The following is an 18,882-nucleotide window of genomic DNA, read 5'->3' as shown; positions in this document are numbered from 1 at the left end:
CTAGCCGTCAGATCTGTCCGGTGGCGTCGTACATCCAGGACATGTCGGAGGCGGCCAGCTTTTCCATCCAGTCCGGCGGAGCCGTGGAGGCCAACCCGCCGAAGTCCCAGTAGTCCTTCCACAGGGTGATCTTGCCGCCCGACACCTTGTGAACGGTCACGAAAGCCAGTGTCGCGGTCTCGCCGGTGGGCCAGGACCAGGTCTCGCTGTGCTCGTACATCACGTCGGGGCCGCTGGAGATCAGGAGACCGTCGTGGTTGATGTAGTCGGACAGTGGTTCCAGGCCCACCTTGAGCCGCTTGACGATGTCGTCGGGCCCACGCGCCGCGGCGGCGGGCCCGAGCGGCATGTCGACGTAGATGCAGTCGTCGGACACAAATCGCTTGACCCCCTCCCAATCCCGCTTGCTCAATGCGGCCCAGAGACCCAGGACCGTGGACTTGTTGTCATCTGACACGCTCAGACCTCTTTTCAGTTGTTCTCGCGGGTAGGAAACGGCCAAACCTCTTGTGTCCGAGCACCTCTGCCGGACGGCCACCGGTGAACACCGTCTCGCCATTGACCATGACGGTGCGGACGGTGCTGTCGTTGCGGTTGACCATCCGCGACAGCCCGCCGAACTGCTCGACCTCGGCCTCCCGGTAGTCCTCGAGCGATGCGTCGAGATGCTCGGGGTCGAGAAGGAACAGGTCGGCCCGGTCACCGACGCGCAGGTGTCCGGCGTCGATGCCGTACCAGTCGGCAAGCTCGCCGGTCAGGCGATACACCGCGTGCTCGACGGTCATGAACGGCTCACCGGCCTCGGCGGCCGAATGCACGTGCCGGAGTAGCCGCAGTCCGAAGTTGTAGAACGCCATACTCCGCAGATGTGCGCCCGCGTCGGAGAATCCGATCTGGATCCCCGGTTCCTTCGCCAGCTTCTTGAGGAGCTCGGGCCGGTGATTGGAAATGGTTGTGCGCCAACGTACCTTCGTCCCGTGCTCGAGAAGGAGGTCGAGGTATGCATCGACCGGGTGAACCCCACCGCGGTCGATACCCACCTGCCCGAATGTCTTGCCGACCACGGTCTGATCCGGACACTCGACGATCTCGGCGTCGAAGAAGTCCCGGTGCCAGACCCGCGGCCCGTACTTTTTGTCGTAGTCCTTACGGAACGCGCGGCGGTAGTTCTCGTCGCGCATGAGTTCGTTGCGGTCGATCTCGGTCTGCAAGTGCAGCGCTGCGGCGCCGGATCCGAACTCCTCGAACACGGCGAGTTCCATGCCGTCGGCGTACACCTCGAACGGAACGGGCAGGTGCTGCCACCGGAAGTCAGCGCCGAGCCGATTGACTCCCCTCGCGATGGGACCCATTGCGTGGATCACCTCCGGGCGAGCCTTGATGTCCGCCGCGGACAGGAGGCTCGTCTTCAGTTGTGGCCGGCCCCATCCCAGTGATGTGAGCACCTGCGACAACACGTTGAGTGGACGTGAGATGTCCGGCCCGGACTGCAACACCCGCGCCCGTGTCCGCAGTATCGCGTTGAGCTTCCGCAACTCGCGCCGCTTCGCATACGTGGACGGGAGCGTCCGGGACCGGCAAACATCGCCGTCGAGTTTGTCGAAGAGGAGCTGCTGCGAGGACAACCCCAGGAAGCCCGCATCCAGCGCCTCGGTGAGCATGCGTTCCATTCGGAGCTGCTCCGCAGGCGTGGGCCTGACGTCGCCTCGGGTGGCGCGGTCGAGGCCCATCGTCGCGGCGCGGATGTCGGAGTGCCCGATGAACGCCGCGACATTGGGGCCAAGGGAGAGGGACTCGAGCGCCTCGACGTACTCGGCCGCGGTCCGCCATGTTCTGTGTTGTTCGATGTTCGAGATGACATGTTGACGCGGGATCGCCTCGACCCGCCCGAACAGGTCACCGGCGACGTCGGCGTCCACGTGGATCGTCGACAGCGAGCAGGAACCCAGCAGCACCGTGGTGACGCCGTGGCGAAGCGACTCGCTCAGCGCCGGACCCCCGAGCACCTCGACGTCGTAGTGCGTGTGTATGTCGACCATCCCGGGGAGGACCCACAAACCCATTGCGTCGATGACGTCGGAGCAACCGTCCGCGTCGAGAGATTCAGCGGAGATCTCGACGATGCGGCCATCGCGGATCCCGATGTCGCGGATCTCTGACGCGGAGCCGGTGCCGTCGAACCACCGGCCGCGACGGATCACGGTGTCGTAGGTCATGGACGGATTACAACCCAGGCCGGGGAGTCACGTCAGCCGAATCACCAAGCTGGTGGCAAGTTGCCGAATCTCGTTCGCATAGTGCAAATAGTCCTCGATGGGGACCGTCAGGCCGGTGCCGGTTTGTGGTCGGCGACGAGCCTTTCCGCCAACTCGTAATCGTCGTCGCTGTTGTAGGTCAGACCTCCGACGGTCACTCCGGCGCTCTGGTACCAGACGGTGAAACCCTGGTCTTCTTCGATCAGATGCGCGGTGTCGAAGCCGTCGCCCCAGGCGGCGTACTTGAGAGTGTGATCGCCGATGGTCGTCCAGAAGCCCGGCACCGCGCTCCACGATCGTTCGACCCCGGCGACCGTGGCACCGGCGACTTCGCCTTGATCGGCGGCGTCCTGCCAGTGCTCGGTCGCGATCCGGCGGCCCGCGGTCGGGTTGTGGGCGAAAGCCACATCACCGACCGCAAGGACGCCGTCTGCACTGGTGCGCATGTGTTCATCGACGACGATCCGGTTCTGTTCGGTGGTCAGCCCCGCGTCATGCGCGATGTCGACGCAGGGCGTGATGCCGGTCGCCGCGAGAATCAGGTCGGTGTCGATACGTACGCCATCATCCAGGGTCACAACCCCGTCATCGAGTCGGGTGACCCTCGCCCCACCGACGTAGCGAACACCGGAATCTTCGAGCATCCCGAGTATCTTCCTCCCGGCATCGGGACCGAGCCGACGTGCCTGGGGCACCTGTGACGGCGCGACGAGGGTCGTCGTGATCCCCCGCGCCGACAACGATGCAGCCGCCTCACATCCGATGAAACCGGCGCCGATGACCACCGCCGAACCGGCCTGCTGCGCAGTGGTGCGCAGGGCCTTGGCCTCTGCGAAGGACCGCAGTATCAGCGCATTCCCGGCGCCGGGCACCGGTATCGTCGCCGGCCTGGCACCCGTTGCCACGATCACGGTGCCGAAGTCGACGGTTTCGCTGGTCGAAAGTTTTGCGGTCCGGGCGTCGATGTCCAGGCCGACAACCGATGTGGCAGTGCGTATTTCGATGTCCCGGTCGGCGTACCACGATTGCGGATGCTGGGTGATGTCATCGAACTCGCTCTTCCCCTGCAGGAAGTCCTTGCTCAGGGGCGGACGAAAGTAGGGGGCGTCGGCGTCGGTCGTGACCATCAGAACATGCGCGCTGCCACCGTTGTCCCGGTAGGAATCCGCCGCGGCCACCGCCCCCGGGCCGCTACCGATGATCAGTACGTCCTTGCTGTCCATATGTGGTCGCGTACCCGGATTCGAGATCTGCGAACCATAAAGGACCCGATCTGTCCGCAATAGCTGGGAAGCTGATTTCAGCCCACAGATAGCCCGCAACCAGGAGGAACCGCCATGAACTGGACACTCGAACTCGTCATCCTGCCGGTCACCGACGTCGATCGCGCCAGGGACTTCTACAAGAAGATCGGCTTCAACGTCGACCACGACCAGACCGTGTCAGACGACATCCGTTTTGTGCAGATGACCCCACCCGGCTCGGCCTGCTCCATCGCCTTCGGCAAGGGGGTCACCGACGCCGAGCCCGGCTCGGTGCGAGGCCTGCAGGTCTGTGTCTCCGACATCAACAAAGCTCGGGACCAACTGTTGTCCGTCGGCGTCGACCCCGGCGAAGTCGACATCCAGGCCTGGGGTCACTTCGTCTACTTCACCGACCCCGACGGCAACGCCTGGAATATCCAATACCTGCCCTACCGCGACAACTCGTGACCCCGTCCCCCACCCCCACCTCCAAATTCGCGGCCTCTGCTCACGCCACTTCTCCCGCTCGTACGCCTGCTCAGTCGTTTCACCGGGACGGAGGTAGCGGATGTACTTTGCGTAGCCGTCGAACTCGCCCGCCACCAGACCACCCCAGTCGAAATCGGTGCGGGCCACGAAGGTTCCATCTGGGGTCAGGAATCTGTGCTGCAGACGCGGAACCGGTATGTCGCCGAAGCTCAACATCAATGCGCGAGAGAGGGATTCACCAATGCTTTCGGACTTCCCGTCGGCCACCGCGAGTGCGGCGCGAGCAATCGAGACGCCGGTCCTCCCTGCGCTCCGTCGTAAAACGGTATCGAGCTCGGATCGCGACACCCCCGCGTACATCGCGCCATCGAGCACACACACCGCCTGAAAGAACGTCCCGCAGCGCGCGACATCGATTGCCGTCCTCGCCGGCGAGGTCACCAGGAACTCACCAACCGTGATCACCTCGTCGGGCTCCCATTTCGCCCCGTGCACGACACATGCCCGACCCTTCCGGTGTCCACCTCCGATTCGGTTTGCCGTGAAGTGGACCCGGGTTCGGTCACCATCGAGCGCCGGCAGTCCATGCAGGACTGCGGCAGACCAGTGACTGATCGCCTTGCCCGGCTCGCCGTTGTCGGCAGCGGCAAGCACCTGCCGCCGATAGATCTCCCTTTCGCGGGCAAACCGATCGAGCGCAGCCAGATCTGAGGTGAAGGTGTAGAAGCCGCAAATTCGCGCCACCTGCTTGCGTTCGCGCCTGTTGCAACCGGCGCGAACGCAGGTAAGTGGCGCGAATTTGCGGGTGGGGGCTCAACACAAAAAAGCGGGCGCCCCCTCGAAAGGGAGCGCCCGCTTTCGGTTGCGTTTACCTAGCGGTAGTCGCTGCTGAATCCGTAATCGTCCAGCGGGACAGCCGCACCCGACGGGGCACCGAAGGTGCCGTCCGGGCTGTAGTAGGTGTCGTCGTAAGACGGCACCGCGTACGCGGCTGCACGTGCTTCTTCGGTCGGCTGCACCTGGATGTTCCGGTACCGGTTGATACCGGTTCCGGCCGGGATGAGCTTACCGATGATCACGTTCTCCTTGAGGCCGACGAGCTTGTCGCTACGGCTGTTGATGGCCGCATCGGTGAGCACGCGAGTGGTCTCCTGGAACGACGCCGCCGACAACCAGGACTCGGTTGCGAGCGATGCCTTGGTGATACCCATGAGCACCGGACGTCCGGCAGCGGGCTCGCCACCCTCGGCCACGACGCGACGGTTGGCCGCCTCGAACTCGGCGCGCTCGGTGAGCGAACCGGGCAGGAACTCGGTGGCACCGGAATCGATGATCGTCACGCGACGCAGCATCTGACGAACAATCGTCTCGATGTGCTTGTCGTGGATCGACACACCCTGGCTCCGGTAGACCTCCTGGACCTCGTTGACCAGGTGAACCTGCACCTGACGGGGACCCATGACACGCAGCACCTCGTGCGGATCGGCAGCACCTTCCATGAGCTGCTGGCCGACCTCGACATGATCGCCGTCAGCGAGCAGACGCTCACTGCCGTCCTCATGCTTGAACACGCGCAGACGCTGACGCTTCGAGATCTTGTCGTAGATGACCTCTTCCGAGCCGTCGTCCGGGATGATCGTCATCTTGTAGAAGCGATCATCGTCTTCCAGGCGAATGCGTCCGGAAACCTCGGCGATCGGGGCCTTGCCCTTGGGGACACGGGCCTCGAACAGCTCCTGAACACGCGGCAGACCACCGGTGATGTCGTCGCCGACACCACCCTGGTGGAACGTACGCATGGTCAGCTGGGTACCGGGCTCACCGATCGACTGGGCCGCGACGATACCGACGGCCTCACCGATGTCGACGAGCTTGCCGGTGGCCATCGACCGTCCGTAACACGTGGCGCAGACACCGGTGCCGGTGCCACAGGTCAGGACCGAACGGACCTTCACCTGCGAGATGCCGGCCTCGAGCAGAGCCTCGATCGCGGGATCACCGAGATCAAATCCACGGTTGATGATGAGCTTGCCGTTGGCGTCGATCGCGTCGGTGGCCAAAGTCCTTGCGAACGTTGACGTCTCGACGTGGGCGTCGCGGATCAGCGTGCCATCGGCCTGCTTCTCCGCGATGATCGTGTTGATGCCACGCTCGGTGCCACAGTCGGTCTCACGCACGATGACGTCCTGCGAAACGTCCACCAGACGACGGGTTAGGTAACCCGAGTCGGCGGTACGAAGCGCGGTGTCGGCCAGGCCCTTACGGGCACCGTGCGTGTTGATGAAGTACTCGGCGACGGTCAGACCCTCACGGAACGAGGACTTGATCGGACGCGGGATGAACTCACCCTTCGGGTTCGTCACCAGACCCTTCATGCCCGCAAGCGAGCGAATCTGGGTCATGTTGCCCGCGGCACCGGACTGCACGATCATCGGGATCGGGTTGTCGTCGGGGTAGTGACGCTCCATATCGGCGCCAACCTCTTCGGTTGCCTGCTTCCAGATCTCCACCAGAGCGTCACGACGCTCGGCACCGGTCAGGGCACCACGCTGGAACTTACGCTCCAGACCATCGGCCCGGTCCTCGTACCTTTCGAGGATCTCGCCCTTGTTCGGCGACACGAGCACGTCGGACATCGCGATGGTGACACCCGAACGGGTGGCCCAGTGGAAGCCGGCGTCCTTCAGCTTGTCGACGGTCTGCGCGACAACGATCATCGGGTAGCGCTCGGCCATGTCGTTGATGATCGTGGCCTGACGCTTCTTCGGCATCTGCTCGTTGACGAACGGGTAATCGTTCGGCAGCAATTCGTTGAACAGCACGCGACCCAAAGTGGTCTCGATGATCCACGGGGTGCCGAACTTCCAGCCCTCCGGGAACTGCTCCCGCTCGATCGCCCGGGTCGGACGCTGGTGCGTCAGCCGGACCTTGATCGGAGCCTGCACGCTGAGCACGCCACGGTCGACAGCCATCTGAGCCTCGGACGGGGTCGAGTAGACCCCGCGCTCGACATCGTCGCCGGTCGATGCGCTGTACGCGCCGACTGCCTCGGGCTTCAGCGTGGTCAGGTGGAACAGACCGGTCACCATGTCAAGACGCGGCATGGCCAACGGACGGCCCGACGCAGGCGACAGGATGTTGTTCGACGACAGCATCAGGATGCGGGCCTCGGCCTGCGCCTCGGCGGACAGCGGCAGGTGAACTGCCATCTGGTCACCGTCGAAGTCGGCGTTGAAGGCCTCACACACGAGCGGGTGCAGCTGGATGGCCTTGCCCTCGACCAGCTGGGGCTCGAATGCCTGGATGCCCAGACGGTGCAGCGTCGGCGCACGGTTCAGCAGAACCGGGTGCTCGGCGATGACCTCTTCGAGGACGTCCCACACGGCCGGGCGCTGACGCTCGACCATCCGCTTGGCGGACTTGATGTTCTGAGCCTGGTTCAGGTCGACGAGACGCTTCATCACGAACGGCTTGAACAGCTCGAGTGCCATCAGCTTGGGCAGACCACACTGATGCAGCTTGAGCTGCGGGCCGACGACGATGACCGAACGGCCCGAGTAGTCGACGCGCTTGCCGAGCAGGTTCTGACGGAAACGACCCTGCTTGCCCTTGAGCAGATCGCTCAACGACTTCAGCGGGCGGTTACCCGGTCCGGTGACCGGACGGCCACGACGACCGTTGTCGAACAGTGCGTCGACGGACTCCTGCAGCATCCGCTTCTCATTGTTGACGATGATCTCGGGAGCACCGAGATCGATCAGTCGCTTGAGGCGGTTGTTGCGGTTGATCACGCGGCGGTACAGGTCGTTCAGGTCGGAGGTCGCGAAGCGGCCACCATCGAGCTGGACCATCGGACGCAGCTCCGGCGGGATCACCGGCACGGCGTCGAGAACCATACCCAGCGGCGAGTTGCCCGACCGGTGGAACGCTGCCACGACCTTGAGCCGCTTCAGTGCGCGGAGCTTCTTCTGCCCCTTGCCGTTGCGGATCGTGTCGCGCAGGATCTCGACCTCGGCGGCGATGTCGAAGTCCTCGAGCAGACGCTTGATGGCCTCGGCACCCATGGCTCCGGTGAAGTACTCGCCGTAGCGGTCCTGGATCTCGCGGTACAGCTTCTCGTCGATGATCATCTGCTTGGGAGCAAGTTTGACGAACTTGTCCCAGATCTCGTCGAGATCGTCGAGGGCGCGCTGCGCGGTGTCACGGATACGGCGCATCTCGCGCTCGCCGGCATCCTTCACCTTGCGGCGGGCATCGGCCTTGGCGCCTTCGCGCTCCAGCTCTGCCAGGTCCTCTTCGAGCTTCTTGGCGCGCTCTTCGAGGTCGGAATCCCGAGTGTCTGCGACACCCTTCTTCTCGACCTCCATCTCGGCCTCGAGCGTGGACTTCTCGTTGTGGCGCAGTTCGTCGTCCACAGCGGTGATCACATAGGCGGCGAAGTAGATGATCTTCTCGAGATCCTTCGGCGCCAGGTCGAGCAGGTAACCCAACCGGCTCGGCACACCCTTGAAGTACCAGATGTGGGTGACCGGTGCGGCCAGCTCGATATGACCCATCCGCTCACGACGCACCTTGGCGCGAGTGACCTCGACGCCGCAACGCTCACAGATGATGCCCTTGAAGCGGACACGCTTGTACTTGCCGCAGTAGCACTCCCAGTCCCGGGTGGGACCGAAGATCTTCTCGCAGAACAAGCCATCCTTCTCGGGCTTGAGCGTGCGGTAGTTGATCGTCTCCGGCTTCTTCACCTCACCGAACGACCAGTTGTGGATGTCGTCGGCGGTGGCCAGGCCAATCTTCAGTTCATCGAAAAAGTTGACGTCGAGCACTATTTACCTTTCAGTAGCTCAGACAGAAAAAGCTGGGTGATCAGTTGGCCAGGTCATCGACGGTGGCGGCTTCGTTACGCGAGAGGTTGATACCCAGGTTGGCCGCAGCCCGCTCCAAGTCCTCGTCGTCGCCGTCACGCATCTCGATGGCGGCACCGTCGGAGCTGAGTACCTCGACGTTCAGGCACAGCGACTGAAGTTCCTTCAGCAGCACCTTGAACGACTCGGGGATACCCGGTTCCGGGATGTTCTCGCCCTTGACGATTGCCTCGTAGACCTTCACGCGGCCGACAACGTCGTCCGACTTGATGGTCAGAAGCTCCTGCAGCGTGTACGCCGCACCGTAGGCCTGCATGGCCCAGCACTCCATCTCACCGAAACGCTGACCACCGAACTGCGCTTTACCACCGAGTGGCTGCTGGGTGATCATCGAGTACGGCCCGGTCGAACGAGCGTGGATCTTGTCGTCGACCAAGTGATGCAGCTTGATGATGTACATGTAACCGACCGAGACCGGGTACGGGAACGGCTCGCCACTACGACCGTCGAACAGTGTGGCCTTGCCGTCAGCGTTGACCATCACCTCGCCGTCGCGGTTCGGAAGCGTCGAGGCCAGCAGGCCCGTCAGTTCCTCTTCGCGAGCGCCGTCGAACACCGGGGTGGCGGTGTTGGTTCCCGGCTCCACCGAGAGCATGTCCTCGGGCAGACGCGACGCCCACTCCGGCACACCCTCTGCGACGTTGATATTCCAGCCGGTCTTGGCGATCCACCCGAGGTGGGTCTCCAAGATCTGACCGATGTTCATACGACGCGGAACACCGTGGGTGTTCAGGATGATGTCGACCGGGGTGCCGTCAGGCAGGAAGGGCATGTCCTCGGCGGGCAGGATCTTGCCGATGACGCCCTTGTTGCCGTGGCGGCCGGCGAGCTTGTCGCCGTCCTGGATCTTGCGCTTCTGGGCCACGTACACCCGGACCAGCTCGTTGACACCGGGAGGCAGATCGTCGTCGTCATCACGCGAGAAGACGCGGATGCCGATGACCTTGCCGGTCTCACCGTGAGGAACCTTGAGCGAGGTGTCGCGAACTTCGCGAGCCTTCTCACCGAAGATGGCACGCAGCAGACGCTCTTCCGGGGTCAGCTCGGTCTCGCCCTTCGGCGTGACCTTTCCGACCAGGATGTCGCCGTCGCGGACCTCGGCACCGATGCGGATGATGCCGCGCTCGTCGAGATCGGCGAGCACCTCATCGGAGACGTTCGGGATGTCCCGGGTGATCTCCTCGGCACCGAGCTTGGTGTCGCGCGCGTCGATTTCGTGCTCTTCGATGTGAATCGAGGTGAGCACGTCCTCTTCGACGAGACGCTGGCTCAGGATGATCGCGTCCTCGTAGTTGTGACCTTCCCACGGCATGATCGCCACGAGGAGGTTCTTTCCGAGGGCCATCTCACCGTTCTCGGTGCAAGGACCGTCGGCGAGAACCTGTCCGACCTCGACCCGCTGACCCTCGTCCACGATCGGACGCTGGTTGGCACAAGTGCCCTGGTTCGAGCGTGCGAACTTGCGCATCTGGAAGGTGTCGCGAGTGCCGTCGTCTGCCATCACGGTGATGTAGTCGGCGGAAACCTCTTCGACCACACCGTTCTTCGGCGTCAGGATCACGTCACCGGCGTCGACAGCAGCACGGAGCTCCATGCCGGTACCGACCAACGGCGACTCGCTGCGAACCAGCGGCACCGCCTGACGCTGCATGTTGGCACCCATCAGTGCACGGTTGGCATCGTCGTGCTCGAGGAACGGGATCATGGCCGTGGCCACGGACACCATCTGACGCGGGCTGACGTCGAGGTACTCGACCTGGCTCGACGTCACGAACTCGACCTCGGCGCCCTTCTTACGGACGAGCACGCGCTCATCCGTGATGACACCGCTGGCATCGAAATTGGTGTTGGCCTGACCGATGAGGAAGCGATCTTCTTCATCGGCGGTCATGTACTGGATCTCATCGGTGACGACACCCTCGGTGACCTTGCGGTACGGGGTCTCGATGAAGCCGAACGGATTGACCCGTGCGTACACCGACAGCGAACCGATCAGGCCGATGTTCGGGCCTTCCGGGGTCTCGATCGGGCACATACGGCCGTAGTGCGACGGGTGGACGTCACGGACTTCGAGGCCGGCACGCTCACGGGACAGACCACCGGGGCCCAGCGCCGACAGGCGGCGCTTGTGGGTCAGACCCGACAGCGGGTTGTTCTGGTCCATGAACTGCGACAGCTGCGAGGTTCCGAAGAACTCCTTGATCGCGGCGACCACGGGACGGATGTTGATCAGGGTCTGCGGCGTGATGGCCTCGACGTCCTGGGTCGTCATACGCTCGCGAACGACACGCTCCATGCGGGACAGGCCCACGCGGATCTGGTTCTGGATGAGCTCGCCGACGGTACGCAGGCGACGGTTGCCGAAGTGGTCGATGTCGTCGACCTCGACCGGAACCTCGACGCCACCGGGCACGGTCATGGTGCTGGTGACGTTGGGGTCGGCCTCGTGCAGACGCACCAGGTACTCGACGGTGGCGACGATGTCTTCTTCGGTCAGCACCGGAGCGCCGGCCATCGGGTTCTCGACCAGACCGAGCTTCTTGTTGACCTTGTAACGGCCGACCTTGGCCAGGTCGTAACGCTTCTCCTTGAAGAACAGGTTCTCCAGCAGGGTCTGCGCCGACTCCTTGGTCGGGGGCTCGCCCGGACGCAGCTTGCGGTAGACCTCGAGCAGGGCCTCATCGGTGCCGGCGGTGTTGTCCTTCTCCAGCGTCGACATCATGATCTCGGAGAAGCCGAAGCGCTCCTCGATCTGCTCCTTGGTCCAACCGAGCGCCTTGAGCAGCACGGTGACCGACTGGCGGCGCTTGCGGTCGATACGAACGCCGACGGTGTCGCGCTTGTCGATGTCGAACTCGAGCCAGGCGCCACGACCCGGGATGACCTTGACGCTGTGCAGGGTCTTCTCGGTGGCCTTGTCGATGTTCGCATCGAAGTAGACACCGGGGCTACGGACCAGCTGGCTCACGACGACACGCTCGGTGCCGTTGATGATGAAGCTGCCCTTGTCGGTCATGATCGGGAAATCGCCCATGAACACGGTCTGGGACTTGATTTCGCCGGTGTTGTTGTTGATGAACTCGGCGGTGACGAACAGCGGAGCCGCGTAGGTCATGTCTTTGTCTTTGCACTCCGCGACAGAGGCCTTGACCTCATCGAACCGCGGGTCGGAGAAAGACAGCGACATGGAACCGGAGAAGTCCTCGATCGGGGACAGTTCGGCGAGGATGTCCTCCAGGCCGCCGGTAGGGTTTCCATCGCCGCGAGATGCAGCGCGCTCACGCCATTCCGCGGAACCGACGAGCCACTCAAAGGACTCGAGCTGCACATCAAGCAGTCCGGGTACTTCCAGTGGCTCGCTGATCTTTGCGAAAGAGGCGCGCCGAGGCGCACCTGGAATGGTTGAGGTGGACTGGCGGGTGACTGCCAAGATATGTCCTTCCAACACGAATAACTCGTTAGTGCCCTAGTGGTGTTTCGCTGCTGTACAACCTGGTCAACGGCGATCACCTGGAACACCACAAGCTCTGTGGTTGGAAGGTGAAATCGTGAGGTGGACAGGACGCAGCCAGCGCAACGTCCAACTGTACCAGAAAATGGGCGCACGTAAACAACCCCACGGAGTTACTGCGAACAGACTGCAACCAAGAAGGCCCCGCGTCAAGAGGAACGCGCGGTTTTTGAGGTTAAAAATCAGAGATGCGGCTGATCAACCACTGGCCATCGATCTTCTGTAGGCCGAGTTCGGTACGGGCCTGACCGGGTCCACCCATGACCGCCACACCCTGCTGGGTGCTGCTGATGATCATGGTGGTGATGACGGTCGCATTCGAGTCGTCCATGTGGCTGACCGCAACCATGTCGACCTGGCATTCTGCGCCCTGCCCGCTCTGCGCGGCCAGGTCCTTGGTGGTCGTCTGATATTCGTTGAACTGCGTCAACGCCTCACCGGTGAGACCGGTCTTGGCGTTGTTGGCCCAGTCGTCGAACTTCGTGGGATCCACCGACAGCACCGCACAGATCCGGTCGCCGGCCTGCGCCTTGAGCGCACTCGTATCCGACGCACTGGTGAATGCGAGGTTCGATCCGGATTCCGACACACCGGGCTTGAACGCCGCGATGATCGCGAACACCCCGACCACCAGCGCGATACCGGCAACAACCGCGACCTTGCGCCAGCTCAGGAATCCCGACTCGGGAGTCGGGGCCGAGGGGGCTCGCGGACCGGCCTTCGACGAGGCGTTCGCAGGCGAGGACGCCTTCGTGAGAGAGACGGATTTGTCGTCGACGGCGTCCGTGGCTCGATCGGGCGCAGTGCCGGATGACGGCCCGCTACCGGCGACCCGCACCTTGCCGCGTGGCGCATTCGAACCCGGACGGGCCGGCTTACGTGGACCTGACATCAGTTACCCCCTGTGGTCGGGGCGGTGGTGGTGCCTGCCGGATCCTGCAGTCCGATCGCGTCGATCGATTGGATGTCCGAGGCCTTCCACCCACCGTCGACGTCGACCACATCAACCGAGAAACCCATGTTGGACGTGGCCGGCTGCGCGCCCGGGACGGCGCTGGTGACGTCCACGTACACGAGCACCTTGGCGGTCTTGTCCTCTTTGTTGAACTCGACCACGCCGCTGCGCTTGATCACGGACGTCAGTGTCGCGGTGTTGTCGCCGTTCTCGTCGACCTGCTTGGTGAGCGTCTCGAAGTCTTCCGCGGTGATCTGCGTGCGGGCCTTGCCCGTCAACGACGAGTCCACCTGCTCGCGAAATGCCGACAGATTCTTCGGGTCGATGTTGGTGACGTTGAGGATGACCTGCTCGGCGCCGTCCTGTGCGTCGTCCCGGACCTCCTGGGTGTTCTGCACACCGAAAAAGGCGGAGTCGATCCACCGGTAACCGAACCAGCCCGCGCACACCACCGCGGCCACGAGAGCGACCGCCGCGAGGGCAGCACACACTCGCAGCCACAGTTGCTGCGAACCGAGATGTCGCTTGCCGCCGGGCTCAGAAGTAGAAGTCGTAGTCATCGCCCGCCAAAGGTACACGGTGCCAACGGGTCGAGCTCCGCCTCCGGCTTCGTCTCCGACATATGGTCGAGCTCCGCCTGCGGCTTCGTCTCCGCCACAATCACTTCTCCCGCACGCCCAACAGCGCAGCCATCTGTCGCGCAATGGGATTCAGATTGAGGGTGTCGGGCATCTTCTTCGGGTTGTTGTCCCACGGCTGAGGCGTGTTCGGGTCAGCGAACTGCGCCCGGTCCGCACTTCGTACTCCAGTCGGATTTCCCTGTGCCACATCACAATTGGCCTCGGTGTTGAACGGGAAGTCGTCGTAGTTGGGGTCGAAGTCCGGGTTCTTGGCCTTCTCCGCCGCGATGATCGCCTCGGTGCTCTCGTAACCGACCGTGCAGGCGGGCGGATTGTTGACCTCGAGCACGATTCCGAAGTGGATGGTGCCATCACCGGGGGTCGGGCCGTAGCTACCGCTCGACAGTGCCGAGAGCAACGCCAGCGCCGGGCTGATGCCATAGAACGTCGGGGCGATCGTGTTGACCGTCTCGGCGAGATTGCGGACCACCGTGGTGATGTCACCGCCGCTGTCCTGCAACAGTTGTGAGATCTGGGTGGCGCTTGCGGTACCGGTCGTCAGCAGTCGCCGGATGGCCGGATCAGAGGCCTGCAGCGTCTGCGTCACCAGTTCCAGATTGCGTGACCACGCCAGGATCTCGTCCGATTGATCGGCCTGGGTTCCGAGCACGGTGTCACTGTTCTGGATCAGCGAAATCGTCTGCGGCAGATTGTCCAGACCCGCCTTGGACAGGTTCGACAGCGAATCGACCAGCGACTCCAAATTGTCGGCATTGCCATTGAATGCCTTGCCCAATTCCGTCACCACGGTCCGCAGATCGTCCACCGGGATCGAGCCGGTGAAGTCGACTGCGGACTTCAGCACATCCTGCAGCGGCGGCGGGATCTGCGTGTCGGTGATGACCGACCCCTCTTTGAGATACGGCCCAGAGTTGTTCTTGGGCCGCAGATCCACGTACTGCTCACCGATCGCCGATCGGTTCGCGACGACTGCCATCGCCGAGTCCGGGATCTTCGGGCCACCGGAATCGAGGACCAGTTCGACCTGGACACCGTCGGGTTGCAGCGTCAACGGACCGACGCGGCCGACCGGCACACCGCGGTAGGTCACCTCACCGTTGGTGAAGATGCCGCCGGAATCGGCGAACTCGGCCTTGACCGTGTACGAACCGATGCCCACCAGCCGGTCCAGCCGGGCATACGTGGCACCGACATAGACCAGCGCGATCAGACCGACGACCACAAAGACGATGAGCTGCCATTTCGCGATCTTGGAGATCATGACCCACCACCTTCGGACGGTCCGGTATTGGCATTGGTCAACAGATTCAACGGCCCCTCGATGAAGCTCTGACTGCCCCGTTCTTCCGGCATCAGCGCGTACTGTCCGCCCGAGGGCGGAGTGTTCGGGCCCGGTTGCGCGTTGGGCAACGGCAGCAACGTGATGGTCGGCCACCCCAGACGCGGTCCGTTGCCGTTGTAGTAGGGATTCTTCGGATCGATCTTGGGTGTCGGCCCGGTCCGCGGCGGGCTGTACACCGGATCACCCTGCCCGACACCAAGTGCCTCGAGCTGATTGAGCAGCCGTAGATCGAGGTTGGCGAACAGGTTGGTCGAATCACCGATCACGCCAGGCAACAGGTTGTCCGGGAAGGGGTAGGTGAACAACAGGGGCGCCGCGGTGACGATGTCCGGAGCAGCCCCCGCGAGGGACTGCAGCACCGGTCGCAATGCCTTGAGATCGGTGATGATCTCGTCGCGGGCAGTCCCGAGGACCGCAACGCCGGCGTCGCCGAGGCTGTCGAGTTGCTGGAGCATCGTCACGAACTGCGGCCGCTGCTCCTCGAGAACCTTTACGCCCTTCGGCAATTCATCGAGCACCCGATTGATCTGGTCGGTCTGGGCGCGGGCCCGGGTCGACAAGGCGTCGAGTCCGTCGAGCGCGGTGACGATGTTGTTCTTCTGCTCGTCGAGCCCGTTGATCAGGCGTGCGGTCTCGTCCAGCAGACCCTTGACCTCGGTCTGACGACCCTCTAGCGCCGTGTTCAGCTCGTCGACGATCGGTTTGATCTGTGCCACACCGCCTCCGTTGAGCAGCAGCGACAACGCACCCAGGACCTGTTCGATGTCCGTTGCGGTGCGGGTGCGGCAGTCGGCGTCGCCGACACCGGGACATCCGATGACCTCGGCCGGATTCTGCCGGGGCAGATCTGCGTTCTCTTGCGGATCTTCCAGCGCCACGTACTTCTCACCGAGGAGGTTCGTCTGCTGGATCTCGGCGCGCGCCTGGTCGGAGAGGTCGACGCGATTCTGCACCTCGATGGTGATCTCGGCCGTCCACTTGTCGGGCGCGACCTTGATCTCCTGGACCCGGCCCACCTCGACGCCGTTGAACTTCACCGTCGACTGCGGCACCAGATCGAGCACATCGATGAACTGGAGCTTGTACGTCCGCGGGTTGTCCCCCAGCGGCGCACCGCCGGGTAGCGGGACCGACTGGAGGCCCTGACTACCGCAACCACCCACCGCGATCACCGCAGCGCCGATCAGCGCTGCAGCGCCCGCCTTGAACCACCGGTTCATCAGTTGCCACCCAATCCCGGTGCCGGAGTACCGGGCACCGTTCCTGGGACGGGACCGCGATTCTGGTTGTTCTCGTTGCTCATGATGCCGAACGGCAGGTTCAGCGTCGGCGTCGTGATGCCGTCGTTGATCTGCTCGGCAACGTCCTTGCACTGGTCGATGATCGGCCGCAGGGTTGAGCTGAACTGTTCGAACGCCGGGTCACCGGGCTTGAGCTTGCCCAGATCGAGCAGGCCACACTGTGCGCCGAGCAGGTTCTGCAACTCGGGCAACGTCAAATGCAGGTCGAGTGTCCCCGACTCCGCGTTGTAGGCGTTGACCAGGTTCGACAGGGTCACCGGGAGCACTTCCAGGATTTCCTTCTGGTATTCCTTTGTGTCCACCAACATCTGGGTGGTCGGGATCAGGCCTTCGACCGCGTCGCCGAGCGCCTCACGGTTGTCCTGAACGAATCCCGCGACATCACCGAGTGCCACCGACAACTTGTCCAGAGCGGTACCGAGCTGTTCGCGTTCACCGGCCAGGAAGGTGTTGAACGAGGCCATCTGCGTGTTGAATCGGCGCACCTGCTGATCGTTTTCGGCCAGCATTCCGACAAAGCTGTCGAGGTTCTTGATCGTGTCGACGATGTTGCCGCGCGACTCACTGAGGGTGTCCGCAGCTTTCGACAGTCCGCGGATGGTCTCCCCCAGCGCCTCACCGTTGTCGCCCAGGTTCTCGGCGCCGGTGGCCACCAGTTCCGAGACCGCACCGTCCTTGTTGGCGCCTTCGGGCCCGAGCGCCGTAGACAGCTTCTCGACGCTGGCATAGAGCTCGTCGACCTCCACCGGGACCATCGTCTTCTCGATGGGAAGGGTGAAGCTCTGCGGGGCCTTTGGCCCTTCGATGTAGACCGGGGTGAGCTGAACGTATCGGTCGGCGACCACGGACGGCGTGATCTGCGCGGCACCGACATCGGCCGGCAGGTTCACACTGCCGTCGACGCGCATCTTCACGCGGACCTGGTCACCCTGCGGGGTCACCTCGGTCACCCGCCCCACTGCAACACCGAGCACCCGGACATCGCTGCCCTCATAGATGCCGACACTGCTCCGGAAATCCGCGGTCACCGTGGTGCTGGTGACGCGCTTGAAAACCCACCACATCGAGCCGGCGATCAGCAGCGCCAGGATCAGCCCGATGACGATGAACACGATGTGTTTGGGAGTGAACCAGCGCCCGGGTCCCCGGGTGCCCTGGAGGTCGCGTGCCGTGGTCATCATCCGCCTGCCTCCGTTCCGCCGCTGTTGAGTGTTGTCTTGTTCTTGACGGGAGGCCGTGTGGTGTTCTGCTGCGGCAATGCCGGCGGCAGGATGTTGGTGACCACGGACTCGAACCAGCGACCGTTACCGAGCACGTTGGTGTAGAGCCGGTAGAACGGTGCCATGTAGGTCAGCGACTGCCGCAGATTCTCGTTCTGATCCTGAAGGATCACAATCACCTGCTTGAGGGTTTCGAGCGTTGGACCGATCTGTTCCTGGTTGTCTTTGACGATGCCCGACAACGCATCCGACAACGTGATCGTGCTGGACAACAGGGTCGAGATCGACTGCTGACGATTGTTGAGTTCGGTCAGCAACTCCCCTGCCCCGGAGATCAGCCGTTCGAACTCGTTGTTCCGGTCGGCCAGGAGCTTGGAGGTGTCCTTGGTGGCCGCCAGCAGCTCCTGCACCTTCTGATCGCGGCTGGCGATGGTCTCCGAGAGCCGGGTCAGACCGTCGAGCGACGACCGCAGGTCGGCAGGTGTTCCCGAGAACGCATCCGAGAGCGTGCGCATACTCGTCGCAAGCTGGTCGGTGTCGAGTTCGTCGACCTGTTCGGCTGCGTCAGAGAACGCCTCGATCACGTCGTAGGGCGACGTGGTCCGGCTCAGCGGGATGACCTCGTCGGGGTCGGCGATCTTGCTGCCCTGCGGATCGAGCGCGATGTACTTCTGCCCCAGAACGGTTTTGATCTGGATGGACGCCTTGGTCTGGTTGCCGATCCAGGCGTTGTTCACGCGCATCTCGACCCGGACCTTGTCGCCGTCGAGGTCGACCGCGCGCACATCGCCCACCTTGACGCCTGCGACGCGTACCTCGGCGCCGGGTTTGAGCCCGGCCGCCTCGGAGAAGTTCGCGGCGTAGGTGACACCCGCCCCGAGCAGCGGCAGTGAGTTGAGGAAGAAGGCGGACATCGACACCATCAGCAGGATCAGGATGCCGAGGAACCCCACGGTCACCGGGCTTCTGCCCTCACCTGGTCGTCGATCACTCATA

At 63.5% G+C, this 18,882-nt stretch carries 12 protein-coding genes; 1 reads left to right on the top strand and 11 read right to left on the bottom strand.

Annotation, left to right across the window (positions count from 1 at the left end; translation table 11 throughout):
• Positions 1 to 7: 7 nt before the first annotated feature.
• From AC1TPF_RS08280 to AC1TPF_RS08270, 3 genes are all read right to left on the bottom strand, one after another.
• Positions 8 to 463: a nuclear transport factor 2 family protein gene (locus AC1TPF_RS08280; RefSeq protein ID WP_482144060.1), complete on the bottom strand. Its 456-nt coding sequence runs from the start codon at positions 461 to 463 to the stop codon at positions 8 to 10.
• Complete coding sequence (locus AC1TPF_RS08275; RefSeq protein WP_482143447.1) at positions 447 to 2,216, bottom strand: N-acyl-D-amino-acid deacylase family protein; 1,770 nt, start codon at positions 2,214 to 2,216, stop codon at positions 447 to 449. Before AC1TPF_RS08275 ends, AC1TPF_RS08280 begins: the two co-directional genes overlap by 17 nt.
• 107 nt (positions 2,217 to 2,323) lie before the next feature.
• Positions 2,324 to 3,478, bottom strand: coding sequence for an NAD(P)/FAD-dependent oxidoreductase (locus AC1TPF_RS08270; RefSeq protein ID WP_482143445.1), 1,155 nt, complete (start codon positions 3,476 to 3,478; stop codon positions 2,324 to 2,326).
• A 114-nt stretch (positions 3,479 to 3,592) separates the two neighbouring features.
• Between AC1TPF_RS08270 and AC1TPF_RS08265 the strand changes: the two genes are divergently transcribed.
• Entirely contained in the window at positions 3,593 to 3,967 is a 375-nt protein-coding gene (locus AC1TPF_RS08265) for a VOC family protein (RefSeq protein ID WP_482143443.1), read from the top strand.
• An 893-nt stretch (positions 3,968 to 4,860) separates the two neighbouring features.
• On the opposite strand, the gene AC1TPF_RS08260 is transcribed toward AC1TPF_RS08265, so the two are convergent.
• The 8 genes from AC1TPF_RS08260 to AC1TPF_RS08225 form a co-directional block, all read right to left on the bottom strand.
• The gene (locus AC1TPF_RS08260; RefSeq protein ID WP_482143441.1) at positions 4,861 to 8,817 is read right to left on the bottom strand and encodes a DNA-directed RNA polymerase subunit beta'; all 3,957 of its coding nucleotides are present in this window, start codon (positions 8,815 to 8,817) and stop codon (positions 4,861 to 4,863) included.
• A 40-nt stretch (positions 8,818 to 8,857) separates the two neighbouring features.
• The gene (gene rpoB / locus AC1TPF_RS08255; RefSeq protein WP_482135606.1) at positions 8,858 to 12,346 is read right to left on the bottom strand and encodes a DNA-directed RNA polymerase subunit beta; all 3,489 of its coding nucleotides are present in this window, start codon (positions 12,344 to 12,346) and stop codon (positions 8,858 to 8,860) included.
• A gap of 256 nt (positions 12,347 to 12,602) precedes the next feature.
• Positions 12,603 to 13,319 (bottom strand): hypothetical protein, encoded by a 717-nt coding sequence (locus AC1TPF_RS08250; RefSeq protein ID WP_482135607.1) that lies wholly within the window; start codon positions 13,317 to 13,319, stop codon positions 12,603 to 12,605.
• Positions 13,319 to 13,942, bottom strand: coding sequence for a hypothetical protein (locus AC1TPF_RS08245; RefSeq protein WP_482135608.1), 624 nt, complete (start codon positions 13,940 to 13,942; stop codon positions 13,319 to 13,321). The genes AC1TPF_RS08250 and AC1TPF_RS08245 overlap by 1 nt, the downstream gene beginning before the upstream one ends.
• A gap of 100 nt (positions 13,943 to 14,042) precedes the next feature.
• Positions 14,043 to 15,284 carry an MCE family protein gene (locus tag AC1TPF_RS08240; RefSeq protein WP_482135609.1) on the bottom strand — a complete coding sequence of 414 codons (1,242 nt, stop codon included), beginning with the start codon at positions 15,282 to 15,284 and terminating at the stop codon, positions 14,043 to 14,045.
• Positions 15,281 to 16,585 (bottom strand): MCE family protein, encoded by a 1,305-nt coding sequence (locus tag AC1TPF_RS08235; protein ID WP_482135610.1) that lies wholly within the window; start codon positions 16,583 to 16,585, stop codon positions 15,281 to 15,283. Before AC1TPF_RS08235 ends, AC1TPF_RS08240 begins: the two co-directional genes overlap by 4 nt.
• A complete protein-coding gene (locus AC1TPF_RS08230; protein WP_482137250.1) occupies positions 16,585 to 17,844 on the bottom strand; it encodes an MCE family protein in 1,260 nt (419 codons plus the stop codon). The genes AC1TPF_RS08235 and AC1TPF_RS08230 overlap by 1 nt, the downstream gene beginning before the upstream one ends.
• On the bottom strand, positions 17,844 to 18,881 hold the full coding sequence (locus tag AC1TPF_RS08225; protein ID WP_482135611.1) for an MCE family protein: 1,038 nt from the start codon (positions 18,879 to 18,881) through the stop codon (positions 17,844 to 17,846). The genes AC1TPF_RS08230 and AC1TPF_RS08225 overlap by 1 nt, the downstream gene beginning before the upstream one ends.
• Position 18,882 lies beyond the last annotated feature (1 nt).

This window comes from Williamsia sp. Y853 (assembly GCF_056786495.1).
Note: the sequence above shows the minus strand (reverse complement) of the source record. Positions and strands in the feature narration are given on the sequence as shown.